This is a genomic window from Nonomuraea sp. B1E8 (assembly GCF_039871515.1).
In the GTDB taxonomy this organism is placed as follows: domain Bacteria; phylum Actinomycetota; class Actinomycetes; order Streptosporangiales; family Streptosporangiaceae; genus Nonomuraea.
In genome coordinates, this window is record NZ_JBDPLS010000010.1 from 60,205 (window position 1) to 86,363 (window position 26,159).

Sequence of the window (26,159 nt, forward strand, 5' to 3'; positions counted from 1 at the left end):
GCCACCTCCAGATCGAAGTCGTAGACTTACGACTGTTACGAGCGCAACTAGGGTGTGCAAACAACGACTAAATCTTTGACTTTTGTTTGATCGTAAAGCGTAAGTGTGGGGAATGCGCGTCATCACCTTTGAAGAGCCAGGCCAAGTCCGCGTCAATCTGGAGCCACCCGCCGATCTCGTGCCGGGCTCCGTGCGCGTACGCACGATCTACTCCGGGGTTTCGGCGGGCACCGAACTCACCGCCTATCGAGGCACCAACCCTTACCTCAGCCGCAAGTGGGACACCGAGCGCCGGCTCTTCGTCGACGGCCGGACGCATGCCTACCCGCTGTCCGGCTGGGGCTACCAGGAGGTCGGCGAGGTGGTGGAGGCGGCGCCCGACGTCGCCGATCCCCCTGTCGGCAGCCTCGTCTGGGGCATCTGGGGCCACCGCGCCGAAGCCGTCGTCCCGGCCGGCAAGCTCGTCGGCCACGTGCTGCCGCCCGGCGCCGACCCGCTGAGTGCCGTGCTCGCCCGGGTCGGGGCCATCGCGCTCAACGCCGTGCATGCCGCCGACGTGCACCTCGGCGACCAGATCGCGATCTTCGGCCAGGGCGTCATCGGGCTGCTCGCCACCCGCCTGGCCGTGCTGAGCGGCGCCAGGGTGGTGGCCGCCGACGCCATCGCCGACCGGCTCGAACTGGCCAGGGCGTTCGGCGCGGCCGAGACGTTCGACGTCACTTCGGGATCGGTCGCCGAGTTCATGCGCAAGCGCGTCGAGGGCGCCGACACCGCCATCGAGCTCAGCGGCACCCACCAGGGCCTGCAGGAGGCGATCAGGACCGTGCGCAAGGGCGGCCGGGTCGTGGCCGCGGGCTTCTACCAGGGCGACGGCATGGGGCTGCGGCTGGGCGAGGAGTTCCACCACAACCAGGTGCAGCTCGTCTCCTCCCAGATCGGCGGCGTCGCCTCGTGGCTGGCGCACCGGTGGGACGTCGAACGCCTGCAGCGCACGTTCATGGAGCTCGTGCACCGCGGCGAGGTCGAGGCGCGTGACCTCGTCACGCACGTCGTCCCCGCCGGGCGGGCCGCCGAGGCCTACGACCTGCTCGACAAGCACCCGTCAGAGGTGCTCCAGCTCGTCTTCGACTTTGAGGAGGCACAGTGAAGCTCGCCGTACAGGAGCAGCTTCTTCCCGGCCGCACGCTGCAGGAGAAGTACGCGTTCGCGGTCGACGCCGGGTTCGACGCCATCGAGCTGCGCGGCAAGGGCGATTTCCACTTCGCGGGCCGTCTGACCGAGCTCAAGCGGGCGCTGGCCGACGGCGTGGTCATGCCGACCGTGTGCGTGGACATGCCGCACTTCATCGGCGACTTCGACCCGGCCAAGCGCAAGGACGCCATCCAGCAGCTCAGGTCGCAGCTCACGGTGATCGGCGAGCTGGGCGGCATCGGCGTCATGACCCCCGCCTCCTGGGGGCAGTTCTCGCGCAGGCTGCCGCCCTTCGAGCCGCCGCGCGGCGCCGCCGAGGACCGCGAGGTGCTGACCGAGGCGCTCGGCATCCTCGGCGAGCACGCGCAGCGCAACGGCGTGCTGATCATGCTGGAGCCGCTCAACCGCTACGAGAACCACATGGTCAACACCCTGGCCGAGGCGGTCTCCTACTGCTCGATGGACACGATCAGGATCGTCGGCGACACGTACCACATGAACATCGAGGAGGACGACCCCTGCCGCTCGCTGGCCGAGGCCTCCCCCTACATCGCGCACATGCAGATCAGCGAGTCCAACAGGAACCAGCCGGGCACCGGCCATATCGACTGGGGCGCCCAACTGGCCTCGCTCGACGCCGTCGGCTACGACGGCTATCTCGCGCTCGAATGCCGGCTGCGCGGCGAGCCCGAGATCGTCCTTCCCCAGACCGCGGCCTTCATCAGGAAATACCTGTGATCCGCGCGGCCGTGCGCGTCCTGGTGAGCAACTGGGACGGCAGCTACACGATCCCCTCCCGCCGTCTGTACCCGCACCAGTGGAGCTGGGACTCCGCCTTCGTCGCCATCGGCAACGCCCGCTGGTCGCCGCGCAGGGCCCGCGTGGAGCTGCTGTCGTTGTTCGGGGCGCAGTGGCGTGACGGCAGGGTGCCGCACATCGTGTTCAACCCCGCGGTGCCCGACGGCGCCTACTTCCCCGGCCCTGGATTCTGGGGCTCGCGCGCTCCGTCCGGCTCCGCGACCTCCGGCCTCGTCCAGCCGCCGGTCCACGCGCTGGCGGCGTGGAAGGCGCACCTGGCCGAGCCCCACGTTGCGTTCCTGCGCCGGATCTACCCGCGGCTCGTGGCGCAGCAGGAGTTCCTGCGCGCCGCCAGGCGGTCGCCCGAGGGACTGATCTCGATCGTGCATCCCTGGGAGTCGGGCATGGACAACAGCCCGGCCTGGGACCTGCCGCTCCAGGCGGTCGAGCCGGGCACCGCCGGTTTCGTCCGCAGGGACCTCGACGCCGTCAGCGCCGACGAGCGGCCCACCGACCGCGACTACGAGCGGTACGTCGCGCTGGCCCGCGCCTACCGTGACTCCGGCTACCGCGACCCCGGCGCGTTCCAGGTCGAGGACCCGCTGTTCAACGCCGCGTACGGCGTCGCCGAGTCCACCCTCGCCAAGATCGCCGAGGCGTGCGGGCTCGACGCCGCGCCCCACGAGCGCGAGGCGGCCGCGGTGACCGCAGCCATGGTCGAGCACCTCTACGACGACGGCCTCTTCCACGCCCGCGACGTGCGGACGGGCTGCCTGATCCGCTCCAGCAGCGCCGCCGGGCTGACCCCGCTCCTGCTGCCCGGGCTGCCGCGCGAGATCGTCAACGCGCTGATCGGCACCGCGCTCGACCGGTTCGCGCTGAAGGACGGGGTGCTGCCCAGCTACTCGCCGGCCGCACCCGAGTTCGACACCGCCCGCTACTGGCGCGGCCCGAGCTGGATCAACCTGGCCTGGCTCGTCTGGCAGGGCCTCAAGGACCGCCGCCCCGACCTGGCGGCGCCGCTCGCCGAAGGGATGATCGGCGCGGTGTCCAGCGCCGGGTTCCGCGAATACTTCGACCCGTTCACGCTGCGCGGCCACGGCTGCCGCGACTTCAGCTGGTCAGCGGCTCTCATCCTCGACGTCGTGGCGGAGCACGGCCTGGAGGGCCTGCCTGCGGCGGGCGGCGAGGTCGGAGAGCAGCCGGGGAGCCTCGGCGAAGCCGGCGACGTCTGTGATCACGTGGTCCTGTAGCAGCCGGCCGCGCTCCCTGAGCAGGAGGATCGTCTCGTGCGAGAGGCGTTCCCTGTCCCAGGCGTGTGCCAGGCCGCGCGGCACCCGGCCGATCTGGGCGCAGCGGAGCGACAGCCCATTGTGGTGGAACTCCTCGCCGAGCCGCACCTCGTGCGCCCCCTGCGTGTAGAAGGCCAGGTCCACCAGCGTGCCCTGCGGGCGCAGCAGCCTGAGCCCCAGGGCCAGCGCCCGGCACTGACCGCGGCACTGGAACACCACGTCGGCGCCGCGGTCGTTCTGGCCGTGCCGCCAGCGGCGTTTCAGCACCACCGCCGGGTCGTCGCCGTCGGCCAGCACGTTCGCGCCGAGCGCCTCCGCGACCGCCAGCCGCTCCGGGGTCTCGTCCACGACCACGACCTCGGCCGCGCCGGAGGACAGGGCGAAACTCGCCGTCAGCAGCCCGACCACGCCGGCGCCCACCACCGCGATCCGCCGCCCGCGCACGCCGTCGCCGAGCTCCCTGACGGCCGGGCCGTACAGGTCGTGAGCCGCGTGCAGCAGGCCGTTGGCGCAGATCGGGCCCATGTGGGCGACGTAGATGCCGAGCAGCGGGCCCAGGTCGTCCGGCACCGGCACGAACCTGTCGGTCAGCGGGTCGGCCACGTACGCGGTGCGGTGCCCGTAACACATCGCGACCAGCGTCCCCGCGGTCACCGCCCGGGTGCGCGCCTCGACCACGCGTCCGACCTGCATGTAGCCGATGCCGCGCACCGGATAGGCCACCGACGGCACGCCCTCCGTGAACAGCCCGAGCGCCGGGTCCCAGCTGGAGTGCAGGTAGGGGTTGGTGCCCTTGACGTAGGTCAGCTCGGTGCCGGCGGACACGCCGCTGTACACGGTCTCCACCATGAACCCGCCCTCAGGCACGTCGGGCAGCTTCTCCTCGACCAGGCGAACCTCGCCCGGCGCCTCGATGCTGACGAGGGTGCTGCTCATGGCGTCACCTCAAGGATGGTGCTCGGTTCGAGGAACACGGGAGCGCGCTCGGCGGCCGAGCGGGCCAGGGCGAGGGCGAGGCGATGCGTGCGCAGGGCCTCGCGGTACGGCACCCGCACATCCGCCTGCCCGCCCCGCACGGCGTTGACGAACTCCCGGTCGACCCGCGTCTTCGCCTGCCCGTCGTCCTCGATGACGCGCCGGCCGTCGACCAGCAGCCGGGTCTCGCTGACCTCCAGGGCGATGCCCTCGGCGCACACCTCCAGCCCGACCCGGTGCTTGTGGGTGAGCAGGCAGGAGGTGGCCAGCAGCCCGGCCGCGCCGCCGGCGAACCGCATCACCGCCGCAGTGGCCCGGTCGACCTCGTCGTTCCCGGGAGCCCCGTCGCTCTCGGAGGGTACGGCGTGCACCATCGTCACCTCGCCCACCAGGAGGCGGGCCAGGTCGAGCACGTGCACGGCCTGCTCGACGATCTGGCCGCCGGACATGCCGGCCTTCAGCCACCAGCCGACCGGGGGGACCTTGTCGAGCCAGTGGCCGAGCGCGAGGCGTACGGGTCGGCCGGCCAGCAGGTCGCGCGCCTGCTCGACGATGTCGAGGTAACGCCAGTGGTGCCCGACGGCGGACGGCAAGGATCGTCTGTCGATTTCTGAGGAGATGTTCTCCGCGGTGAGGAGATCCAAGGAAAGCGGCTTCTCCACAAAAATTGGGAGATTAAACGACAAAACATCGAATTCTGGGGTTCCGTGCGCGAAAGGCGGCACGCAGACGTAGACGGCGTCCAAACCGCCGGCTGCGAGCAGGGCCTCATGACCGCCATAGGCGGGGGCGCCGTGCCGCGCCGCCAAGGCCTCCGCCCGGTCGAGATCGGTGTCGGCGATTCCGGCGATCGTCACATCGGGGAATCCGGACAGCACGTCTGCGTGGCGAGCGGCGACATTTCCGGCGCCTACGATGCCGATGCGAGTCATTGGGGACACAATCCCGCATATGCCACATCAGGCAGCTATCAAACAAACATGTTCATAGGCGCTTGTATCGGGCAGATGCCGTGACCTCATGAGATCGGGGCTGACGGCATGGAGACAGATTTGCGCGCCTTGTCCAAGGTCCAGAAATGGTACGGCCCGCACTCGAGCACCGCGGCCGAGTGGCCGGTCGACGCATTAATCCCGGCCAAAGGGAACACGACGGTGAGCGTCGTCCTGCCCGCTCGCAACGAGGAGAGCACCGTCGGGGACATCGTCACCGCGATCCGCCGCGACCTCGTCGAGCGGACGCCGCTCGTCGACGAGATCCTCGTCGTCGACTCCCGGTCCACCGACGCGACCGCCGAGCGCGCACGCCAGGCGGGCGCCCGGGTGGTGGCGCAGGACGAGGTGCTCGCCCACCTGCCGCCGCTGACCGGCAAGGGGGAGGCGCTGTGGAAAGGGCTGGCCGCCTCCCGCGGCGACCTCGTCGTGTTCGTGGACGCCGACCTGCGCAGTTTCGGCGCGCACTACGTGACGGGACTGCTCGGGCCGCTGCTGACCGACCCCGGCATCCAGTTCGTCAAGGCGGCCTACGAGCGGCCGTACACGGGGGAGGACGGGGTCGTGCGGCGTGGTGCCGGCGGCCGCGTGACCGAACTGGTGGCCAGGCCGCTGCTCAACATGTTCTGGCCGGAACTCGCCGGATTCGCCCAGCCGCTCGGCGGCGAGTACGCCGCGCGGCGCCGGGTGCTGGAACGGGTGCCCTTCGTCACCGAGTACGGCGTGGAGTTCGGGCTCCTCGTCGACCTGCTCCAGCTCGTCGGGCTCGACGCGATGGCCCAGGTGGACCTGGGGCACCGTACGCACACCCACCAGCCGATCGACGCGCTCGGCCGCATGGCCGGGCAGATCCTGCAAACCGCCTGGTCCCGCCTGGAACGGCAGGACCGCGTGCTCGCGCCGGAGCCTCCTGCGCGCACGCTGTTGCAGTTCGGGCTCGAAGGGCGGGCCGATCTGGTCGACGTGGCCGTGGCCGAGCGACCTCCGCTCGCCTCCCTCGTCTTGGAAAAGGATGTGGCTTGACTTCCTCCCCACGCCTAAAGGCGGGGGATTCCAACCTTCACAGGTTGGGTTTCCTGCTTCGTGGGCGACTGCACCCGGGCGGACCCGGAGTGTCTGACATCACCTCCACAGGCAGACACGGCAAGACCTGCCGCCAGGATGTTCTTCGCGGCGTTGACGTCCCTGTCTTGCAGGGTGCCGCAGCCCGGACAGGTCCACGTCCGGGTGGAGAGCGAGAGCGTTGCAAGCAGGTGTCCGCAGTCGGAGCATGTCTTCGAGCTGGGGAACCAGCGGTCCACGACGATCAGGTGGCGTCCGTACTTGGCCGTCTTGTATTCGAGCATGCGGCGGAAGGTGCCCCAGCCGCAGTCGGAGATGGCCTTGGCCAGGCTCCGGTTGCGGACCATGTTCTTCACGGCCAGGTCTTCGATCACGATCACGTCGTGGTCGCGGACCAGCCGCGTCGAGGTGCGGTGCAGGAAGTCCGCCCGGGACGCGCGGACCTTGCGGTGGGCGCGGGCGACCTTGGCTTTCGCCTTGGCCCGGTTGTTCGAGCCGCGCTGTTTGCGGGCCATCCGGCGTTGGTAGCGGGCCAGGTTGCGTTCTCGTTCGGCCAGGCTGCGAGGGTTGGCGATCTTCTCGCCGCCGGATGTGACCACGAAGTCCTTGACCCCCAGGTCCACGCCGAGCACGCCGCCGGCAGGGGCGGCCTGATCCGGGTCGTGGGCCTCGGCGGCGAAGCTGACGTACCAGCGTCCGCACGGGTCGCGGGAGACGGTCACCGTGGACGGGTTGATCGTGGCCGGGTCGATGTCCGGCCACGACCACACGAACGCCAGTCGCGTGTTCATCTTGGCCAGGAACAGTTGCCCGTCGCGGTAGCGGAACCCGGAGCGGGTGTATTCGGCGCCCTGGCGGCCGGTGCGGGACTTGTAGCGCGGATATCGGGCGCGTCCGGCGAAGAAGTTGGCGAACGCCTTCTGCTGAGTGCGCAGCACCTGCTGAAGCGGGACCGAGGACACCTCGTTCAGCCAGGCGAACTCCTCGGTCCGCTTGAGCTGGGTGAGGAAGGCGTTGGCCTGCGGCACGTTCGTGGATGCCCGTTCGGTGTGCCAGCGGCGGTGCCGCCAGGCGAGCGTCTGATTCCACACCACGCGCACACAGCCGAACGTGCGGTTGAGCACCGCTGCCTGTTCGGGGGTCGGGTAGGCCCGGCACTTGTACGCCGTCCGCACACTCAAGATCTTAGCAGTCGACTCCGCGCCTGCTTAACGCTTTTCTGCCTTGACGGCGGACTGACGTCCTGTGCGCCGCTACGCGGCGGTTCGCTTTCCTCCCCAGGGCTGAAGCCCGGGGTCTCCAGCGAAGGAACGAGAGATGAAAGTCCTCATGAACGCGGGGCCGTGGCTTCCCATTCCGCCCCCTGGATACGGCGGCATCGAGAACGTCGTCGCCACGCTCGTGCCGGCGCTGCGTGAGCGCGGCGTCAGCGTCGTCCTGGCCGCCGCGGGATCGAGCACGCTCGAGGTGGACGAGCTGGTCCGCGTCTACGACGAGGGCCGGTTCCCGGAGCTGCAGAAGCCGTACAACCAGGTCATGGGCATCGCCCACGCGCACCAGGCCAGGGTGGTGGCCGAGCTGCGCGCCCGCGACGACATCGACCTCGTCCACGACCACCTGGAGGTGGTGGGGCCCGCGGTGTTGTCCGCGTTCGGCGGGCCGCCCGTCCTGCACACCCTCCACTGGGACCTGCGCAAACATCCGGCCTTCTACGGCTCGTTCCCGCCGTCGGTCGCGGTCAACGGCGTGTCCGAGTCGCAGCTCGCCCGCGCCCCCGAGGCCCTGCGCGCGGCCTCGCTCGGCGCGATCCACCTGGCCACCCCGCTCGCCGACGGCGACGTGCGGGCCGAACGCGGCGAGCACCTGATCGTCATGGGCCGCATCTGCGGGCTCAAGGGCCAGCACGTGGCGGCCAGGATCTGCCAGAAGCTCGGGCTGCCGCTGGTGCTGGCCGGCCCGGTGTGCGGCCGTGGCTCCGCGGCCGAGCTGGACGTGGTGGCCCAGAACCCGGACCACCCGCTGCACCACCACCCGGACGTGCGCTACCACCTCGACCAGGTGTCCGGCTATCTCGACGAGGAGCTGGTCCGGTGGGTCGGCGCGGTGGGCGGCCAGGCCAGGGACCACCTGTACGCCTCCGCCAGGGCCGCCCTCTTCCCCCTCCAGTGGGACGAACCCGGCGGCACGGCCGTCGTCGAGGCGCTGGCGCTCGGGGTGCCGCCGGTGGGGCTGCGCCGCGGCTGCCTGCCGGAGATCATCGACCACGGCCGTACGGGCTTCCTGGCCGACACAGAGGAGGAACTGGCCGAGTGGGTCCTGCGGGTGGACGAGCTGGACCCGGAGGAGTGCCGCCGCGAGGCCCGCCGCCGCTTCTCCCCGTCCGTCATGGCCGAGCGCTACCTGGAGCTGTACGAGCAGGTCACGCGCCCCTAGGAGAAGCCGCGGGGGAGCACGGTGACGGGGCAGGGGGCGGCCTGCAGCACCTTCATGGCCAGCTCGCCGAGGAACACCCGGTGCGGCTGCGCGTCCTCGCTGGCCGCGCAGACCAGCAGCTCGCCCGGCAGCCAGGCGACGTCTTCCATCGCGGCGACCACGTCGTGGCCCTCGGCCACCTCCGACCCGGCCTCGATGCCCGTGGTCTCCCAGGCCAGCCGGACGGCCAGCGCGAGGTCGTCCCTGAGCCTGCCCTGGTCGTCCGTCCGCAGGTCGAGCGTGATCAGGCGGAGCGGCACCCCGAGCCGCAGCGCCGCCTGCGCCACCCGCTCGACGGCCTCGTCGCACTGCGGCCGGTGCACGTAGGCCAGCGTGAGCCGGGCGAGCTCGCCGGCGGGCTCGTGCCCGGCGGGCGTCAGCATGACCGCCTCGGACGACAGGTGGAGCAGGTGGTTGGAGGTGGAGCCGATCGTGATGCGGCCCTGCCGGCCGCCCGACCCCGAGCCGACCACGATCAGGTCGCTTCTGATCCTGCTGGCCACCACCGACAGCCCGCGACCCGTGCCCCGGCTCTCGAACGTGATGTACTCGGCCTGCGCGTCGCCCAGCTCGTCCGCCGCGTGCGCCAGGTTGGCCTGCGCCTCCACCGCCAGCCCCGGGCTGGCCGGCGGGTAGATCGTGGCGACCGTGAGCTCGCCGCCGGTGAGGTGGGTGATCGCGGCGCCGAGCGCGAGCGCGTCGCGCCCGCCCGCGTCGTTCGTGTATCCGACGATCACGTGCTCACCGATCACGACTGCCTCCCTACCCGCTCCCACCAGGGAGTACGCGGTGCTCCCCACACCATGATCCGCCGCCTGCCCATCCGGACGAAGGCTCTCGGACTTTCGGCCGAGGCTTTTCCGGATTTTCCATCTCATGATGGAGGCATCTGATGATCTCTGTTCGTAAGGTCGTGTCCATCGCTCATTCACCGATTGGACGCCTGTGTACGACGAGATTGTCGACTTCGCCCTGGCCACGCCCGCGTGGCTCCACGTGCTCGCCGAGGTGGGCACGGACGCCGGGTTATTCGTGTTCGTGGCGTTGTTCGGGGTGGCGGCCTGGCGGGCGTGGCGAGGGCCCGCACGTGACCTGGCGCTCGTGATCGCCGGCCCGGCCGGGGTGGTGCTGGCGTACGTCGTCAGCGAGGTGGTCAAGCTCATCGTCCGGGAGGACCGGCCGTGCAGGGGCGGGGTGGCGACGATCGCCGCCTGCCCGCCCCTGGACGACTGGTCGTTCCCCAGCAACCACTCCGTGATCTCGGCGGGCGCGGCGGCCACGCTCGTGCTGGTCTGGCGCGCGCTGGCCTGGGTGGTGTTCCCGCTGGCGGCCGTCATGGCGTTCTCGCGGGTGTTCGTCGGCGTGCACTATCCGCACGACGTCGCCGCGGGCTTCGTGCTCGGGCTGGTGCTCGCGCCGTTGTTCGCGCTGCTGGCGGTGGGAGCGGTCACCCCTGCGGTCAGGCTCGCGCGAAGCCGTCTGTCGCCGCGATGAGCCGGTCCAGGATGCCCGGCTCGGAGTAGGCGTGCCCCGCGTCGGGCACCACGTGGAACTCGGCCTCGGGCCAGGCCTTGTGCAGCTCCCAGGCGGTGGCCATGGGCGTGCAGGCGTCGTAGCGGCCCTGCACGATCACCGCGGGGATGTGCCGGATCTTGCCGACGTCCCTGATGAGCTGCTCGGGCTCGAACCAGCCGCCGTGGTGGAAGTAGTGGTTCTCGATCCTGGCGAAGGCGACGGCCATCTCCTCCTCGCCGAACTCCGCCACCCGCTCGGGATCCGGCAGCAGCGAGACCGTGGCCCCCTCCCACTGCGCCCACGCCCTGGCCGCCGCCAGCCGCTCCTGCGCGTCGTCGCCCTCCAGCCGGGCTCTGAACGCCGCGATCAGGTCGCCGCGCTCCTCGACGGGGATCGGCGCGACGTAACGCTCCCACAGGTCGGGGAACAGCTGGGCGGCGCCCTCGTGGTAGAACCACCTCAGCTCCTGGGGCCGCAGGGTGAAGATCCCGCGCAGCACCAGCTCGGTCGTCCGCTCAGGATGCGTCTGGGCGTACGCCAGCGCCAGCGCGCTGCCCCACGAGCCGCCGAACACCTGCCAGGCGTCGATGCCCAGGTGCTCGCGCAGCCGCTCCATGTCGGCCACCAGATGCCACGTCGTGTTGGCGGCGAGGTCGGTGGCGGGGTCGGAGGCGTGCGGCCGGCTGCGGCCGCAGTTGCGCTGGTCGAACAGGACGATCCGGTACAGCTCGGGATTCCACTGCCGCCGGTGCTTCGCACTGCACCCGCCGCCGGGGCCACCGTGCAGCATGACGGCGGGTCTGCCCTCCGGGTTGCCGCAGACCTCCCAGTAGATCTGGTTGCCGTCGCCCACGTCGAGCAGGCCGGAGTCGTACGGTTCGATGGGCGGGTACAGAGTTCTCATGCCACCCGATCCTGCCATTTCACGCCCACGTGTGGCGGGTCAGGAACGACCGGTCGCCGGTCGCGTACTCGTGGAACACCTGCCGCACCTGCGCCAGGTCCGGCACCGTCGTGCTGACGAGCGTGCCCTCTTTGTACTCCAGCTCGTAGCCGGGGGAGACCTGCAGGAAGTGCCGGCCGAAGTTCACCAGGGCGGCGAACGGGTTCTGCGGGGAGAGCGTGCCCAGCACGTCGTGCACCAACGCCAGGTCGGGGTCGTGGACGACCATGCCGTCGCCCGTGTGCAGCTGCATGCCCTCGTAGACGCCCAGCGGCGCCACGTTGTGCACGAGGTCGCGCTGAGGGTCGTAACAGACCAGCCCGTGCGCCCGCGCGATGGTGAACACCTTGGCGGACAGCTCGTCCATCGTGTCGAGGTCCATCGTCACCAGCACGTGGCCCGGATAGGCCGTGATCCGCCCGGGCAGCTCCTTGGCGACGGCCGGCACGTCACCTCCGCCGGGCTCGCTCCGCTTGACCGCCAGGTAGGTGGCGCGCGCCTGGTCCCTGCCGATCGGCTCAGGCTCGTCCCAGACCATCAACTCAACGCTCATCCGTCCATCTTGTCGGACCGCCGCCGCGCCCGCGCATCGGGTGGGCGCGGCGCACCCTTTTGACCTGGGTGAACGTTCAGCGGAGTAATGAAGAGGCGATGGGGGGAAGGTAGAAGGTCATCACTGGGGTCCGGGCTTGTCCGGGGGAGCAGGGGAACAGAACATGGGGAGAGACCGCAAGGGAGCCTCGATGATCGAGATCTGGCCGGGAGACCCCTATCCACTCGGGGCGACCTATGACGGCGCGGGCACCAACTTCTCGCTCTACACCGAGGTCGCCGACAAGGTCGAGCTGTGCCTGTTCGACGAGGACAACACCGAGTCCAGGGTGCCGCTCACCGAGGTGGACGGGTTCATCTGGCACGGCTACCTGCCGGGGATCGGCCCGGGTCAACGCTACGGCTACCGCGTCCACGGGCCCTACGATCCGGCGCACGGGCTGCGGTGCAACCCGGCCAAGCTGCTGCTCGACCCGTACGCGATGGCCATCGAGGGCGGGGTGCGCTGGCACGAGGCGGTGTACGGCTACCGCTTCGGCCAGCCGGACACCAGGAACGACCTCGACTCCGCCCCCTACGTGCCGCGGTCCATCGTGATCAACCCGTTCTTCGGGTGGGGGCACGACCGGCCGCCCGCGAGGCCGTACCACGACACCGTGATCTACGAGGCTCACGTGCGGGGGCTGACGATCTGCCACCCGAAGATCCCCAGGCATCTGCGCGGCACGTACGCGGCACTGCACCACCCGGAGATCCTCGACCATCTGACGAAGCTGGGCGTGACGGCCCTTGAACTGATGCCGGTGCACCAGTTCGTCACCGACCACATCCTGGAGCAGCGGGGCCTGTCCAACTACTGGGGTTACAACTCGATCGGGTTCTTCGCGCCGCACAACCGCTATTCCAGCCAGGGGCAGCGCGGCGGGCAGGTGCTGGAGTTCAAGGCGATGGTGCGGGGCCTGCACGAGGCGGGCATCGAGGTCATCCTGGACGTCGTCTACAACCACACCGCCGAGGGCAACCATCTCGGGCCGACGCTGGGGTTGAAGGGCATCGACAACCCCGACTACTACCGGCTGGTCGAGAACGACAAGCGCTACTACGTCGACACCACCGGCACGGGCAACAGCCTGCTCATGCGCTCGCCGCACGTCCTTCAGATGCTCATGGATTCGCTGCGCTACTGGGTCATCGAGATGCACGTCGACGGGTTCCGCTTCGACCTGGCCTCGACGCTGGCGCGGGAGCTGCACGAGGTCGACCGGCTGAGCTCGTTCTTCGACCTGGTGCAGCAGGACCCGGTGTTGTCGCAGGTCAAGCTGATCGCCGAGCCGTGGGACGTGGGTCCCGGCGGCTATCAGGTGGGCAACTTCCCGTCGCGGTGGACGGAGTGGAACGGGCGCTACCGCGACACGATCCGCGACCTGTGGCGCGGGCAGGCGGCCACGATGCCGGAGTTCGCCTCCCGCTTCACCGGGTCGAGCGACCTCTACCAGGCCGACAGCCGCCGCCCCGCCGCCTCGATCAACTTCGTCACCTGCCACGACGGCTTCACCCTGCAGGACCTCGTCTCGTACGACGGCAAGCACAACGAGGCCAACAAGGAGGGCAACCGCGACGGCACCGACGACAACCGCTCGTGGAACTGCGGCGCGGAGGGCCCGGCGGACGACGCCGTCGAGGCGCTGCGCGAGCAGCAGAAACGGAACTTCCTCACCACGCTCTTCCTCTCCCAGGGCGTGCCGATGCTCTCGCACGGCGACGAGCTGGGCCGCACGCAGCAGGGCAACAACAACGGCTACTGCCAGGACAACGCGCTGACCTGGGTCGACTGGTCGGACGTGCGGGCGAACCGGCTGATGCTGAAGTTCACCCAGAGCCTGGCCGAGCTGCGCAAGCGACATCCCGTCTTCCGCCGCAGGAGGTTCTTCTACGGCAAGCCGGTACGCGGGCTGAGCGACATCGCCTGGTTCACCCCCTCGGGGGAGGAGATGACCGACAGCGACTGGAACGTGGGCTACGCGAAGTCGCTGGCCGTCTTCCTCAACGGCGACGCCATCACCGAGCCCGACCGGCGCGGCCGCCCGATCAGGGACGACTCGTTCCTGCTGCTGTTCAACGCGCACCACGACACGCTCCAGTTCACGATCCCCAAGGACTACGGCGAGATGTGGCACACAGAGATCGACACGGCCATGCCCATCGACGTGGGCGCGCGGATGTGCCAGGCGGGCGAGGCGGTCGCGGTGCCGGGCCGCAGCGTACAGGTGCTGCGCCGTGTCTAGGCCCACGTCGACCTACCGGTTGCAGCTGACGCCCGACTTCGGGTTCGCCCAGGTGGCGGAGATCGCCGGCTACCTGCGCGACCTCGGCGTGAGCCACGTCTACCTGTCGCCGGTCCTGCAGTCGACCCCGGAGTCGCGCCACGGCTACGACGTCACCGACCACTCCAGGATCAGGGACGAGTTCGGCGGGGCGACCGGGTTCAGGGAGATGGCCCAGCACCTGGCCGCGCACGACCTGGGCGTGGTCGTGGACATCGTGCCCAACCACATGAACACGGTGAACGCGCAGTTCTGGTCGGTGCTGAAGGACGGGCCCGCCTCGCCGTACGCGCGGTGGTTCGACATCGACTGGGTCGACGGGACGGTGGCGCTGCCCGTGCTGGGGGACGACGTCGAGCCCGTCGTCGACGGCGACGTGCTGCGCTACCACGAGCACGCCTTCCCCCACCCCGGCCACTATCGGCTGGTCGGCTGGCGCGAGGGCCCCGGCTACCGGCGCTTCTTCGACGTGTCGTCGTTAATCGGGCTGCGGGTCGAGGATCCCGCGGTGTTGTTCGCCACGCACGAGGTGATCTTCTGGCTGCTCGACGAGGGGCTGGTGGACGGCCTGCGGGTCGACCATCCCGACGGGCTCGCCGACCCGCGCGGCTATCTCGAACGGCTGCGCAGGCGCGCGGGCAGCGCGTGGACGGTCGTGGAGAAGATCCTCATCGGTCCCGAGCGGTTGCCGGACGACTGGGCCTGCGACGGCACCACCGGCTACGACGTGCTCAACCGCGTCAACGGCCTGTTCGTCGACCCGGCGGGCAAGGAGCCGCTCGTCCGGCTCTTCAGCGAGCGGACCGGGCAGCCGGCGGACTACCGTCCGGTGATGGCGCGGGCCAAGCGCGAGGTGCTCGACCTGTTCTTCGGCTCCGAGGTGGAGCGGCTGGCCAGGGCCGCCTCCTGCGATCCCGCCGCCGTGCGCGAGCTGCTCGCCGCGATGCCGGTCTACCGCGCGTACATCGTGCCGGGGGAGGAGCCCCCGCCCGAGTCCGTCGAGATCGTCGAGATGGCCGCCGAGGCGTGCTCTCCCGCCGTGCGCCCCCTCGTCCGCGAGGTCCTGTACGGCTCCGCCGAGGCGATCATCCGCTTCCAGCAGACCTGCGGCCCGGTCATGGCCAAGGGCGTCGAGGACACGGCGCTCTACCGGTGGTACCCGCTGGCCTGCCTCAACGAGGTGGGCGGCGAGCCTGACGTGTTCGGCGTCCCGGTGGAGGACTTCCACGACTTCTGCGCGGGGTTGTGGCCGTACACGATGACCACCCTGTCCACGCACGACACGAAACGGTCGGAAGACGTGCGGGCCCGGCTGTCGGTGTTGTCGGAGCTGCCGGAGGAGTGGGCCGCCGCCGTGTCGGAGTGGTCGTCGGCGCTGAGCTTCGACCCGTGCCTCGACTACCTGGCCTGGCAGAACCTGATGGCGGCGTGGCCGATCTCGGCCGAGCGGTTCACGGACTACCTGCTGAAGGCCGCTCGCGAGGCGAAAACCGCCATCTCCTGGGTGAATCCGGATCCGTCTTACGAGCGGAAGTTGCGGGACTTCGCTGAGGCGGCCGTGCGGCTGCCCGTGGGGGAGTTCACCGCGCGCATCGAGCCGTACGCGATGTGCAACTCCCTTGGGGCCAAGCTCGTCCAGCTCATGATGCCCGGCGTGCCCGACGTCTACCAGGGCAACGAGATCACCGACTTCTCGCTGGTCGACCCGGACAACCGGCGTCCGGTGTCCTTCCCGCCCAAGCCCGTGACCGCATGGGACACGGCCAAACAGCTGGTGACCACCCAGGCGCTGCGGCTGCGCCGGCGGCTCGGCGGCGCGGGGGCGTACCTGCCGCTGCCGGCGGAAGGGCGGGCGGCGGAGCACGTGATCGCCTTCGCCAGGGGCGGGGAGGGCTCCGGCGAGCGGCCGCGCGCGGTCGCCGTCGCCACCCGGCTCCCCGTACGCCTGGCCGCGACGGGCTGGGGCGCCACGACGCTGACGCTGCCCACGGGGGTCTGGCGCGACCTGCTCACCGGCGTTCGGCACACCGGGCGCATTCCGCTCGCGCACCTGCTCGGTCAGTATCCGGTCGCACTCCTGGAGAGACATGATCTTTGAGGTCTGGGCGCCGAAAGCCACGGCAGTCGAGGTGGACGTCATGGACGGGCGCCGGGCGATGTCCCCCGGCGAGGGGGGATGGTGGTCGGCCGACGTGGCCGAGGCGGGCCACGGCACGACGTACGCCTTCCTGGTCGACGGCGACGGGCCCTACCCCGACCCGCGCTCGCGCCGCCAGCCCGAGGGCGTCTTCGGGCCGAGCGCCGTCTACGACCACGACCGCTTCCTCTGGTCCGACCACGACTGGAAGGGCCGCGACCTGCGCGGGGCGGTGATCTACGAGCTGCACGTCGGCACGTTCACGCCGGAGGGCACGTTCGCGGCGGCCGTGGAAAAGCTGGAGCACCTGGTCGAGCTCTGCGTCGACTTCGTGGAGATCATGCCGGTCGCTCCCGTACCGGGCGGGCGCAACTGGGGCTACGACGGGGTCGACCTGTACGCGGTCAACGAGACGTACGGAGGGCCCGACGGGCTCAAGACGTTCGTGGACGCGTGCCACCGGGCGGGGATCGGGGTCATCCTCGACGTCGTCTACAACCACCTCGGGCCGTCGGGGAACTTCCTGCGGCCCTTCGGCCCGTACTTCGCCGGATTTGAGGGAAGCTTCTGGGGCGAAGCGGTCAACCTGGACGGGCCCGGCTCCGACGAGGTGCGGCGCTACTTCATCGGCAACGCGGTGCAGTGGCTGCGTGACTTCCACATCGACGGGCTGCGGCTGGACGCCGTGCACGCGCTGCACGACAAGCGCGCCAGACACCTGCTGGCCGAGCTGTCGGAGGAGGTGGACGCGCTGGCGTGCTTCGTCGGCAGGCCGCTGACGCTGATCGCCGAGTCCGACCTCAACGACCCCCGCATGGTGCGCCCGCTGGAGGCCGGCGGGCTCGGCATGACGGCGCAGTGGGACGACGACGTCCACCACGCCCTGCACTGCGCGGTGAGCGGCGAGTCCCACGGCTACTACCGGGACTTCGCGCGGCTGCCCGCGCTGGCCAAGGCGCTGACGTCGGGAGTGGTCCACGACGGGTCCCACTCCAGCTTCCGCGGGCGCTCACACGGGCGCTCCTACGCGGGCGTCCCCGGACACCGGCTGGTCGCCTGCCTGCAGAACCACGACCAGATCGGCAACCGGCCGCAGGGCGACCGGCTGCCGATGTCCGCGCTCAAGCTGGGCGCAGGGCTGCTGCTGACCTCGCCGTTCACCCCCATGTTGTTCATGGGCGAGGAGTGGGGGGCGCGCTCGCCGTTCCTGTTCTTCTCCGACCACGTCGAGCCCCGGCTGCGCGAAACCGAGGCGGCGCGGCGCGAGCGGGAGTTCGAGGGGTTCGGGTACGCGTGGAACGCGCCGGACCCCTCCGAGGAGGAGACGTTCCTGCGCTGCAAACTCGACTGGGGCGAGGTGAAGGAGGAGGCGCACTGGTCGCTGCTGTGCTGGTACCGCGACCTGATCGCGCTGCGCAGGGCCCTGCCCGAACTGTCGGACCCGCGGCTCGACCGGGTGCGCGTGCAGACGGACCCGCACGGCACCTGGCTGATCATGTGGCGGGGGTCGCTGGCCGTACTCGTGAACTTCGCCACGGACTCGGTGACGCTGCCCCTCACGCCGGGCACGATCGTCCTGGCCTCGGACGAGCCGGTGGCGGCCGATGGGGAGGGTGTGCGCCTGCCGGGCCAGTCCCTGCTGATCTGCCGCCCGCTTGCACCCCCGGAGGCATGAGAGTACGGACAGGCGGTGTGAGGGTAGCGCATGAAAGGGGGGACCTACGAAGGCGCAGGCCCCCTAACGGTGGTGCTGGTCAGAAGTCGAACTCTCCGTGGGACACGCCGTCCTTGAAGGCAGCCCACTCCGCTGCGGTGAACACAAGAGCCGGGCCACCGCGGTTCTTGCTGTCTCTCACGGCGACGCGACCGCCGCTGAGGGGAGCTACCTCCACGCAGTTGCCACCGGTCCCCCCACTGGCCAGAGCCTTGCGCCACGTGGCAGTCGCCAACTCCTCTTCAGGGGCCATTCTCCATCACTTCCCAGATGATCTTCTTGGTCTCGTACGTTGGCTGTGCCAGGCCGGACAGGAACTCCCATCGTTCGGACAGGCAGTGGACCATGTCTGGATGATTGGCGACCTCTCCACTCTCCGCATTCTCGAGGAACCCCACGGTCTCCGTGTCGTCCTGTGCGATCACGAAGGGAGCGATCAGACCTGCCGTCGCTCCGGAGGACAAGGGGACAACCCGCACGGTAATACACGGACGGGTCATCATGTCCAGCAGATACCGGAGTTGCGCCCGCATCACCTCACGGCCGCCGACCTGCCGGCGCAAGGCGCTTTCGTCCAGAATGAAGGAAGTGGCGGGAGGGTTCGGCCTTGACAGGATGGCCTGACGTTGTAGCCGGATCTTGACGCGCTTCTCCGCTTCCGGGGGTATCGCGTTCGGTTCGCCGTTGAAAATGGCCCGCGCGTAGTCCCCGGTCTGGAGAAGACCTGGGATCAGTGCCAGCTCGTAGGTTCTGATGACCCGCGCGCTCGCCTCGATGGCCGGCCACCGCCGGAACCATTTGGGCGCGAGTGACCTGATGGCCGGAAGCAGCTCCAGCAATTCGCCGTCCAGCCCGAGGGCCTTCTCCAGGGCTCGGGTGAAACCCTCGGTTGGTGACCTGGTGCCTCGTTCCACGGCCCCCACGAGGCTTTCGCTGGCAGGGAGAAGCATTGCGAGTCCGGCATGCGTAAGACCTTTGGCTGTCCGATAATTGCGCATTCGTTGCCGATATTCCTCCCTGGTGGCTTCGGCTGATTTGACGTGATATTCCGCCATGTCTTGCCTTCCCTCGGCCTTGCGTACATCCCCACGTACATATTGAACACAAGTTGTGAGTACGTTGGCGGGGAGTTTCCGTGGATATCCACGACGGCCGGAGGTCATGCTGGGGATCCCTAGCCGCACAGACGTGCTTCGGCATGTAGGTTTCGAGGTGATTCCATGCAGGTGGCAACCCGGGCTCCGAAATTCGGACGGCACACGTTCGTAATCGGGCGGGCAGATTCCCGGCGCATCCCTGCCAGAGCGAGGGACCTGATCACGGGCTGGGTGGGAACACGGCACCCGCGCGTCGACGATCTGAGGTTGATCGTTGACGAATTGGTCACCAACGCCATCGAGTACGGCATGAGCGACGAGCATCGATGGGTGCGGATAAGCCTATTCATGGAACACGACGGATTCATTCTCTCGGTCGCCGATCCGGGTCATGGCGAAACAGTCCCGGCGCTACGGGAGCCGGATGACGACGGAGGGCGTGGTCTTCTGATCGTGGACAGGATGACGTGCGGCAACTGGGGTCACTACGTCAACGGCGTGAACGAGCGCGTGGTGTGGGCTCTGCTGCGTTGATGTCGTGCCACGGCGTGGTTCCGCGCGTGGACGTCCGCTGTTCTGTGGACAACCCTGCGTCATCCACAGAACGTCGCTCTACTTGCCACAGGGTTCCCGGCCTCATCGATCCTGAGCGCCTCACCGTTTCGATACGTCCGGAGGTCGCCATGAAGATCACCCTGCCCCTGCCCCGCGCGCTGACGTCCCGGTTCGTCGTGGCCATGGAGCACCTGCGGTTCGACGTCGACGCGTTCCTGCCCTGGCGCGTCGCCGGCCCTCACAGGAAGGCCGTGGTCAGCGCCATGCGCAGCCGGGCCCTGACCGCGACGTACCATCCGACCCCGTGGAAACCGACCGGCGCCAACCTCGGCGACGAGGAGAGGCGTCGCCTTCGGCGGGCGAAACATCATGTCGTGGTGTCCGCCACGGCGCCCCCGCACCTGCTGCCCGCGAGTGCGCAGGCGGCCAGGGCCGCGGCCAGAGCCCTGGCGCGCGAGTGCGACGGGCTGCTGATCGACCCCTTGACCGGTGCCGCCATCCTCACCTGCGGGCAGTGCGCCGGCGAGCCTGCGACGTTCCACCTCAACGACGACTGGCTGGCCTGGGACGTCCGCACCCACGAGGTCGCCGCCTGCGCGCCCTGGGATTCCGGTGACAGCTCCTGCCTCCGGGTGACCTCGCGCGGCCTGTGCCGCTTCGCCCTGCCCGAGATCACCCTTGACGGCGCCGCCTGCGCTCACAACCTGTGCGCCACCAACCTCCTGCGTACGGTGGCCAGCCGCCTGGTCGCCGACCACCTGGCCCACCTCACCGCCCATCCGGAGGCAACCGAGCGCCGGATCGACGACTTCCTCCAGATCCAGCCGTGCGACCAGCCCGACGGCGGTCTCCCCTTCGGCGTCCGGCTGACCCCTTACGAGGCCGACGCCGTGAGCCCCACGGGCGTCCGGCGGTTGAAGGTCGGTCCCGCGCCCGGCACCGGCCAGATCACCTGCCTCAAGGTCGGGCCGCCCCTGGGCTTCACCGGCTCCACCAACGACTGGCTCTGCGCCACCCAGGGCCCCGCCCACGCCTCCCTGGCGGGCATGCACCCTCCGTCCTCCACCCTCGCCGCGTGACGACCCTCGCCGGGTGGCCTGGCTGTGGCGGGTCAGCGGCTGAGGATCTGGCGCATGACCCTCTCCAAGGTGGCTGCCGGGTCCTCGACGGGGTCGGGCGAGCGCCAGGCCACATATCCGTCGGGCCGGACGAGTACGGCGCCGCCCCTGTTGACGCCGTACACCTCCTGGAAGCGTCCCTTCACGTCCATGAGCTCGGCATCGACGAGCAGCCGCGTGAGCTGCACGCCGAGCCGTTCCTTGACCTGGCGGCCGGCGTCCACCCAGGCCTGGCCCTCCTCCTTGGCGGCCAGCAGCACGAAGCCGGAGCCGAACAGGTCGATGGTGGAGATGCGCTGCCCCTCCCAGTCGAGCACCACGTGCGGGGCCCGGCTGCCGGGGCGCCCTTGCGGGACGCGGGGATCCTCCAGGATCGAGCCGTCGTCGCCGGGTTCGTTCAGGATCGCCGTGGAGTGATAGCGGTGTCCGATGAGCCAGGCCGCGGGGTCCTCGAGGGGCTCCGGATAGCCCTCGCGGGCGCCGGGAGGCATGCGGACGCCCAGGTTGGCGAGCTGGGCGTCGGCGGTCATGGCGCCGATGGGGCGGCGTTCGGCGTCGTACGTGTCGAGGAAGTCCGGACCGGCCTGGCCCGTGACCACCAGCCACAGCCGCCAGGCCAGGTCGCAGCCGTCCTGGAGCGCCGTGCTGCCGCCCTGCCCGCCGGTGGGCGGCATGGTGTGGGCCGCGTCGCCGGCGAGGAACACCCGGCCGGCCCGATAGGTGTCGGCGAGCACGTGCCCCAGGGCGAACGTCGTCTTGTCCAGGATGCGCACGTCGAGATCCGGCCGCCCGGTCGCGATCCGCACCAGCTCGACGCAGCGCTCGTCGGTGAAGTCGGCCGCGCTCTCGCCGTCGGCGTGGTTGACGCCCAGCACGTGCGCCCCCACTCCGGTGCCGGTGAGGATGGCGCCGGTGAAGACGTCGTTCTGCAGATACCAGAGCGTGACCATACGGTCCTCGACGAGCCCGGTCAGGTCGGCGTCGAACATGATCGAGCACATGGTGCCCAGCTCGCCCTTGCCCGAGGTGGGCACGCCGAGCATCCGGCGTACGGGGCTGCGCCAGCCGTCGGCGGCCACCACGTAGTCCGCCCGCACGAGGCGCTCCCCGTCCTCGCCGCGGATCAGCGCCGTCACGCCGTCCTCGTCCTGGTCGAGCGAGACCAGCTCGGTGGAGAAGCGCAGGTCGGCGCCGAGCGCTTCGGCCCTGCGCCGCAACACCCGTTCGATCTCGGCCTGGGGTGCGCCCACGACGGCGACGGGGGTGATGTCGGTGAGGAAGGCCAGCTCCTCGGCCTCGTCCTCCATGATCATGTGAGGGTCCGGGTCGGCGAGGTCCTTGGCGATGGCGATGCGCAGGTTGTCGCCGATGCCCGCCCAGATGTCGCTCAGTTCCTGCTCGATGCCCGGCACGGGGCGGAGCAGCTCGATCGCCCGCGGTCCGACGCCGAAGGCCTTGGGCTGGATGGAGGTGTCCGGGTGCCGTTCGACCAGGATGACCGGCACACCCCGCCAGGCCAGGAGCGCCGCCGCGCTCAGCCCCGCATACCCGCCGCCGACCACGAGGATCGGCACCCGCTCTTGCTCCATTGCCCGCCACCTCCAGAACACGTACTATCGCGTTGACGGGCAACACGATATGTCGCGTCCCAGGCGATGGTCAAGATATATCTCGAAATGATCCGGCTGTAGCGATCATTTCGCGCCGAGCAACCGGAGCAGGCTGACGCGGAGAGCCTCGTCGGCCTCCGCGGCGGACAGGCGTCCGGCGGTCCGTTCTTCGCTCGCGGCGTGGCTCAGCGTGATGGTGGCCGCGACCAGCCAGTCCGGTGGGAGGCGATCGTCGAATTCCCCGGTCCGCAGGCCGCGCTCGATGACGCGCTTGAGCCGGTCGGCGACCGCCGTGTGCCGCGCCTGGTCCTCTCCTGGAGGAACGGGCAGCGTGCTGAGCTTCTGCATCAGCGCGGGATGGCGCCCGGCCGTCCTGGCGCCGGCGTCGATCAGCCGCAGCAGCGCGTCGGCGGCCGGCCCTGTGTCGAGGTCGGCGGCGTCCATCTCGTCCACGGTCTCCTCGGTGAGCCGGTCGAGCACCGCCGCCAGCAACCGCTGGCGCGAGGGGAAGTGGGCGTAGACGGTCTGGCGGGTCACGCCCGCGGCGGTGGCGATGGCGTCGACGCTGGCGTCGGGCCGGGCGTTGAGCAGCCGGATCGCCGCGTCCAGGATGACCGCCCTGCTGCGTCGGGCGTCGGCACGGCGAGTGCGGCCCGGGGGTGAACTCATTTCTTACACCTTGCCAAAGTTAACCACTTGTGCATAGCTTACATCCTGTCAAAGTTATCGCGGACAGGAGTCCCCATGCGTCCATTGAGCGACAGCAACCCCGCAGAGTTCATCACGGAGTTCTTCACCTCCCTCTCCGAAGAGCTCCTGCGCGACGACGAGGATCCAGCGGCGATCGTGGACCGCTACCACACAACGGACATCATCGAGATAGCCGACGGCCACCGGATGGACCGGGACAAACTCATTGCGCACACCCGCCCGGTGCGCAAGAACCGGCCCAGCAGCCGTATGGAGGTGCACGAAGCAGTGGCGGACGGCGACCGGATCGCCGCGCGCTACACGTTGCACGTGCAGCAGCGCAAGAAAGAGTTCGCCATGGAGGTGTACTTCTTCGGGCAGTTCACCGAGGACGGGCGGATGCGCAGGGCACACATGCTCACCCGCACCGTCCCCGCAGGAGGAAAGGCCGACCAGGCGACGGCGCTCAGCGACCAGGAGGCGCCGGCGTGACCACCAGCACCTACACCGTGATCGGCATGGCGTGCGGGCACTGCGCGGACGCCGTCACCGAGGAACTCGAACGTGTCCCCGGCGTCACCGCCGTGAGAGTGGACGTCGAGGCGGACCGGGTCACGGTGACCAGCGACCGGGAGCTGGACCTCGCGCATGTGCGCGCCGCCGTCGAGGAGGCGGGCTACGAGCTCACCGACCCCCGTGCCTAGCGCGCAAGCGCACGTCTGGGCCGGGCCGCGGCTGTTCCGCCGCCGGTGTTCATCGCAGGGTGAGTGGGGTCTCGGATTCGACGTGGGTCAGCTTCTCCGGATTGCGGACGTAGTAGAGGCCGGTGATGCGGGCGTTCTCAACGCGGACCGCCAGGGCGCCGTCGATCTCGCCGTCCACGCGTACGAGGAGTGCCGGGTTGCCGTTGACGACGGTGGGGTCACAGGCGAGGGAGACGTCGGCCTTGCCCAGGCCGCCGACGATGAAGCGGACCACCTTCTCGGAGCCCGTAATGGGCCGCGGTGTTTGCTGCTTGGCGCCGCCGCCATCGGCGATGAGGACGACCTGCGGGGCGAGTACGTCGAGCAGCCCCTGCAGGTCCCTGGTTTCGAGCGCTCGCTGGAACGACTCCAACACCGCTCGTGTCTGGCTCGGGGAGACCGCCTGACGAGGGCGGCGGGCATCGACGTGCCGGCGGGCACGATGCGCGATCTGGCGGACGGCCGCGGGGCTCTTGCCGACGGCGGCCGCGATCTCGTCGTAGCCGACGTCAAAGGCCTCGCGCAGCACGAACACGGCGCGCTCGGTAGGTGACAGCGTCTCCAGGACAATCATGAGCGCCATCGAGACGCTCTCAGCGAGCTCGATGTCCTGAGCCACATCCGGCGAGGTGAGCAACGGCTCAGGCAGCCAGGGCCCGACGTAGGCCTCCTTACGGAGCCTTTTTGTGCGAAGCCGGTTGAGCGACTGCCGGGTCGTGATCCGGACCAGGTAGGCGCGCTGGTCGCGCACCTGGCCCACGTCGACCTTGACCCACCGCAGCCAGGTTTCCTGCAGGACGTCTTCTGCGTCGGTCGCCGACCCGAGCATCTCGTAGGCGACGGTGAAGAGCAGTTTGCGGTGGGCGACGAAAGCTTCGGTCGCCGGGTCAGTGGCAGGATCGCTCATATCTGGCTCCCTCCTCTTCGTGGCCGGCCCTGGCCGCCGGACGCCTTGAAGCTGCTCATTCAGCGGGTGGCCAGCGCCTCGCCGCGCTTTGCCTGCAGCAACTGCTGGCGCTTGTCATCTTTGAACCACCAGGTGAACGCTCCTGGCTTACGTCCCTCGCGCGCCAGCTCCTTGACCATGCCCCTGCAACTGCCCTCCTTGATCATCGCGCCAAGGCGACCACCGATGGAGAACCTGTTCACGGTGTCGTCCCTGGAGGCGAGCTGGGCGGTGGCGACACGACGACCCAGGGCGATGCACTGGCCGAAGTAGCCCACGTTGATGGCCCCAGGCTGCTCGCCCGCGATCCGGCTGAGCACCGTGTCGGCGGCGTGCGCACCCAGCGGACGAGCGGTCTGGCAGCTCATCCGCAACGGCAGGTCCGACGGTGCCGCCGAATCCCCGGCCGCGACGATGCGCGCATCATCCACGCTGGTCAACGTCTCATCCGTAAGGAGACGGCCCACGGCGTCGGTGCTCAGCCCGCTGCGCGCGGCCAGGTCCGGCACGCCGAACCCTGCGGTCCAGATGGTCACCTCGCTCGGCAGTTCGCGGCCGTCACCGAGCTGCACGGTGTCGTGCGTCACCGCCGTCACCTTCGCCTTGGGCCCGACGAGCACGGTCACGCCGAGTCTGGCCAGCTGCTTGGCAACCGAGCGCCGAACCCGGGGATGCAGGTACGGGCCCAGCATCCCGCCGCACACCAGAGTCACGGTCCGGTTGGCCTCCGCCAGCTCTGCAGCGGTCTCGATACCAGTCGGACCACCCCCGACCACCGTCACCGCAGCCGTTGCAGGTGCGGCGTCGATGACCGGCCGCAGCCGCTGTGCCTCTTCCAGGGTGGCGATCGGGTAGGCGAACTCGGCCCCTCCGGGCACACGCGGGTGGGCGCTGCCGCTGCCCACGGCGTAGATCAGATAGTCGTAACCGACCGTACCGCCGCTCGCCAAGCTCACACAGCGCCCGGCCGCGTCGATCCTGGTCACGGTGTCGACCACCAGCCGGACGCCCCTGGCCAGGACGTCTTTATAGTCGACGACCGCGTCGTGGGACCCGCCCACCAGTTGGTGCAGGCGAAGCCGCTCGACGAAGGCCGGGTGCGGGTTGATCAGGGTCACGGTCACATCGTTACGCTGCGTCAAGCGGTTGGCCGCCATGACGCCGGCGTATCCGCCGCCGATCACGACCGCATCGATGCTCTCGGTCATGGTGCCTCTTTCGTTTCTCGGGGTTTGGCATCAAGACACCGAGTGACCGATCGTTGTAACAGCATGTGAGGCAGATCACACCATAAGAAATAGCCCCCTGAGTCTTTGTATCGCTGCGTGACGCCGGTCGCCGCGTGAAATGCGGGGCTGCCCTCCTGCCTGAGCCGCCGATGCGATGTGCTACCCGTAGCACTGCGCGAGGTGACGTCCATCAGGCTGAGGGAC

The 26,159-nt window shown here is 69.7% G+C and carries 25 protein-coding genes; 13 read left to right on the plus strand and 12 right to left on the minus strand.

Annotation, left to right across the window (positions count from 1 at the left end; translation table 11 throughout):
• Positions 1-112: 112 nt before the first annotated feature.
• Both ABGA98_RS29750 and ABGA98_RS29755 read left to right on the plus strand, forming a co-directional pair.
• The gene (locus ABGA98_RS29750; RefSeq protein WP_347621719.1) at positions 113-1,147 is read left to right on the plus strand and encodes a zinc-binding alcohol dehydrogenase; all 1,035 of its coding nucleotides are present in this window, start codon (positions 113-115) and stop codon (positions 1,145-1,147) included.
• Entirely contained in the window at positions 1,144-1,929 is a 786-nt protein-coding gene (locus ABGA98_RS29755; protein WP_347621720.1) for a sugar phosphate isomerase/epimerase family protein, read from the plus strand. Before ABGA98_RS29750 ends, ABGA98_RS29755 begins: the two co-directional genes overlap by 4 nt.
• Before the next feature lie 1,181 nt (positions 1,930-3,110).
• Here ABGA98_RS29755 and ABGA98_RS29760 read toward each other — a convergent pair.
• Both ABGA98_RS29760 and ABGA98_RS29765 read right to left on the minus strand, forming a co-directional pair.
• Positions 3,111-4,217 carry a zinc-binding dehydrogenase gene (locus tag ABGA98_RS29760; protein WP_347621721.1) on the minus strand — a complete coding sequence of 369 codons (1,107 nt, stop codon included), beginning with the start codon at positions 4,215-4,217 and terminating at the stop codon, positions 3,111-3,113.
• Positions 4,214-5,134: a Gfo/Idh/MocA family oxidoreductase gene (locus ABGA98_RS29765; protein WP_347621980.1), complete on the minus strand. Its 921-nt coding sequence runs from the start codon at positions 5,132-5,134 to the stop codon at positions 4,214-4,216. The genes ABGA98_RS29760 and ABGA98_RS29765 overlap by 4 nt, the downstream gene beginning before the upstream one ends.
• Here ABGA98_RS29765 and ABGA98_RS29770 point away from each other — a divergent pair.
• Positions 5,027-5,272, plus strand: coding sequence for a hypothetical protein (locus tag ABGA98_RS29770; protein WP_347621994.1), 246 nt, complete (start codon positions 5,027-5,029; stop codon positions 5,270-5,272). The two genes, ABGA98_RS29765 and ABGA98_RS29770, sit on opposite strands and share 108 nt — an antisense overlap.
• A 24-nt stretch (positions 5,273-5,296) precedes the next feature.
• The gene (locus ABGA98_RS29775; RefSeq protein WP_347621722.1) at positions 5,297-6,271 is read left to right on the plus strand and encodes a glucosyl-3-phosphoglycerate synthase; all 975 of its coding nucleotides are present in this window, start codon (positions 5,297-5,299) and stop codon (positions 6,269-6,271) included.
• A 14-nt stretch (positions 6,272-6,285) separates the two neighbouring features.
• Here the strand turns inward: ABGA98_RS29775 and ABGA98_RS29780 are convergent, their stop codons facing one another.
• A complete protein-coding gene (locus ABGA98_RS29780) occupies positions 6,286-7,485 on the minus strand; it encodes an RNA-guided endonuclease TnpB family protein (protein WP_347621723.1) in 1,200 nt (399 codons plus the stop codon).
• A gap of 142 nt (positions 7,486-7,627) precedes the next feature.
• On the opposite strand from ABGA98_RS29780, the gene ABGA98_RS29785 reads away from it, so the two are divergent.
• On the plus strand, positions 7,628-8,743 hold the full coding sequence (locus tag ABGA98_RS29785) for a glycosyltransferase (protein WP_347621724.1): 1,116 nt from the start codon (positions 7,628-7,630) through the stop codon (positions 8,741-8,743).
• Here ABGA98_RS29785 and ABGA98_RS29790 read toward each other — a convergent pair.
• Positions 8,740-9,534, minus strand: coding sequence for a universal stress protein (locus ABGA98_RS29790; RefSeq protein ID WP_347621725.1), 795 nt, complete (start codon positions 9,532-9,534; stop codon positions 8,740-8,742). The two genes, ABGA98_RS29785 and ABGA98_RS29790, sit on opposite strands and share 4 nt — an antisense overlap.
• 193 nt (positions 9,535-9,727) lie before the next feature.
• Between ABGA98_RS29790 and ABGA98_RS29795 the strand changes: the two genes are divergently transcribed.
• Entirely contained in the window at positions 9,728-10,276 is a 549-nt protein-coding gene (locus ABGA98_RS29795; RefSeq protein ID WP_347621726.1) for a phosphatase PAP2 family protein, read from the plus strand.
• Here ABGA98_RS29795 and pip read toward each other — a convergent pair.
• Positions 10,242-11,201, minus strand: a complete 960-nt coding sequence (gene pip, locus ABGA98_RS29800) for a prolyl aminopeptidase (RefSeq protein WP_347621727.1) — start codon at positions 11,199-11,201, stop codon at positions 10,242-10,244. The genes ABGA98_RS29795 and pip overlap by 35 nt on opposite strands.
• 19 nt (positions 11,202-11,220) lie before the next feature.
• The gene (locus ABGA98_RS29805; RefSeq protein WP_347621728.1) at positions 11,221-11,793 is read right to left on the minus strand and encodes a hypothetical protein; all 573 of its coding nucleotides are present in this window, start codon (positions 11,791-11,793) and stop codon (positions 11,221-11,223) included.
• A gap of 190 nt (positions 11,794-11,983) precedes the next feature.
• Between ABGA98_RS29805 and glgX the strand changes: the two genes are divergently transcribed.
• The 3 genes from glgX to treZ are packed head-to-tail and all read left to right on the plus strand — an operon-like array spanning position 11,984 to position 17,928.
• Complete coding sequence (gene glgX, locus ABGA98_RS29810; protein ID WP_347621729.1) at positions 11,984-14,077, plus strand: glycogen debranching protein GlgX; 2,094 nt, start codon at positions 11,984-11,986, stop codon at positions 14,075-14,077.
• Entirely contained in the window at positions 14,070-16,214 is a 2,145-nt protein-coding gene (gene treY, locus ABGA98_RS29815) for a malto-oligosyltrehalose synthase (RefSeq protein ID WP_347621730.1), read from the plus strand. Before glgX ends, treY begins: the two co-directional genes overlap by 8 nt.
• A complete protein-coding gene (treZ, locus tag ABGA98_RS29820; protein ID WP_347621731.1) occupies positions 16,204-17,928 on the plus strand; it encodes a malto-oligosyltrehalose trehalohydrolase in 1,725 nt (574 codons plus the stop codon). The genes treY and treZ overlap by 11 nt, the downstream gene beginning before the upstream one ends.
• 79 nt (positions 17,929-18,007) lie before the next feature.
• Here treZ and ABGA98_RS29825 read toward each other — a convergent pair whose 3' ends face one another.
• Entirely contained in the window at positions 18,008-18,220 is a 213-nt protein-coding gene (locus ABGA98_RS29825; RefSeq protein WP_347621732.1) for a DUF397 domain-containing protein, read from the minus strand.
• Positions 18,210-19,022, minus strand: a complete 813-nt coding sequence (locus ABGA98_RS29830) for a helix-turn-helix transcriptional regulator (RefSeq protein ID WP_347621733.1) — start codon at positions 19,020-19,022, stop codon at positions 18,210-18,212. The genes ABGA98_RS29825 and ABGA98_RS29830 overlap by 11 nt, the downstream gene beginning before the upstream one ends.
• Positions 19,023-19,187: 165 nt before the next feature.
• On the opposite strand from ABGA98_RS29830, the gene ABGA98_RS29835 reads away from it, so the two are divergent.
• Both ABGA98_RS29835 and ABGA98_RS29840 read left to right on the plus strand, forming a co-directional pair.
• Positions 19,188-19,598: an ATP-binding protein gene (locus ABGA98_RS29835; RefSeq protein WP_347621734.1), complete on the plus strand. Its 411-nt coding sequence runs from the start codon at positions 19,188-19,190 to the stop codon at positions 19,596-19,598.
• Positions 19,599-19,747: 149 nt separating this feature from the next.
• The gene (locus tag ABGA98_RS29840; RefSeq protein ID WP_347621735.1) at positions 19,748-20,698 is read left to right on the plus strand and encodes a hypothetical protein; all 951 of its coding nucleotides are present in this window, start codon (positions 19,748-19,750) and stop codon (positions 20,696-20,698) included.
• A gap of 32 nt (positions 20,699-20,730) precedes the next feature.
• On the opposite strand, the gene ABGA98_RS29845 is transcribed toward ABGA98_RS29840, so the two are convergent.
• Both ABGA98_RS29845 and ABGA98_RS29850 read right to left on the minus strand, forming a co-directional pair.
• Positions 20,731-22,326: an FAD-dependent monooxygenase gene (locus tag ABGA98_RS29845; RefSeq protein ID WP_347621736.1), complete on the minus strand. Its 1,596-nt coding sequence runs from the start codon at positions 22,324-22,326 to the stop codon at positions 20,731-20,733.
• A 105-nt stretch (positions 22,327-22,431) separates the two neighbouring features.
• Positions 22,432-23,016, minus strand: a complete 585-nt coding sequence (locus tag ABGA98_RS29850; RefSeq protein ID WP_347621737.1) for a TetR/AcrR family transcriptional regulator — start codon at positions 23,014-23,016, stop codon at positions 22,432-22,434.
• A 75-nt stretch (positions 23,017-23,091) separates the two neighbouring features.
• Between ABGA98_RS29850 and ABGA98_RS29855 the strand changes: the two genes are divergently transcribed.
• Together ABGA98_RS29855 and ABGA98_RS29860 are read left to right on the plus strand one after the other, a co-directional pair.
• Entirely contained in the window at positions 23,092-23,529 is a 438-nt protein-coding gene (locus ABGA98_RS29855; protein WP_347621738.1) for a nuclear transport factor 2 family protein, read from the plus strand.
• Positions 23,526-23,741 (plus strand): heavy-metal-associated domain-containing protein, encoded by a 216-nt coding sequence (locus ABGA98_RS29860; RefSeq protein WP_347621739.1) that lies wholly within the window; start codon positions 23,526-23,528, stop codon positions 23,739-23,741. The genes ABGA98_RS29855 and ABGA98_RS29860 overlap by 4 nt, the downstream gene beginning before the upstream one ends.
• A gap of 49 nt (positions 23,742-23,790) precedes the next feature.
• Here ABGA98_RS29860 and ABGA98_RS29865 read toward each other — a convergent pair whose 3' ends face one another.
• Positions 23,791-24,687: an RNA polymerase sigma-70 factor gene (locus ABGA98_RS29865; RefSeq protein ID WP_347621740.1), complete on the minus strand. Its 897-nt coding sequence runs from the start codon at positions 24,685-24,687 to the stop codon at positions 23,791-23,793.
• Between the two features lie 59 nt (positions 24,688-24,746).
• Complete coding sequence (locus tag ABGA98_RS29870; protein WP_347621741.1) at positions 24,747-25,934, minus strand: FAD-dependent oxidoreductase; 1,188 nt, start codon at positions 25,932-25,934, stop codon at positions 24,747-24,749.
• Positions 25,935-26,159: the final 225 nt, after the last annotated feature.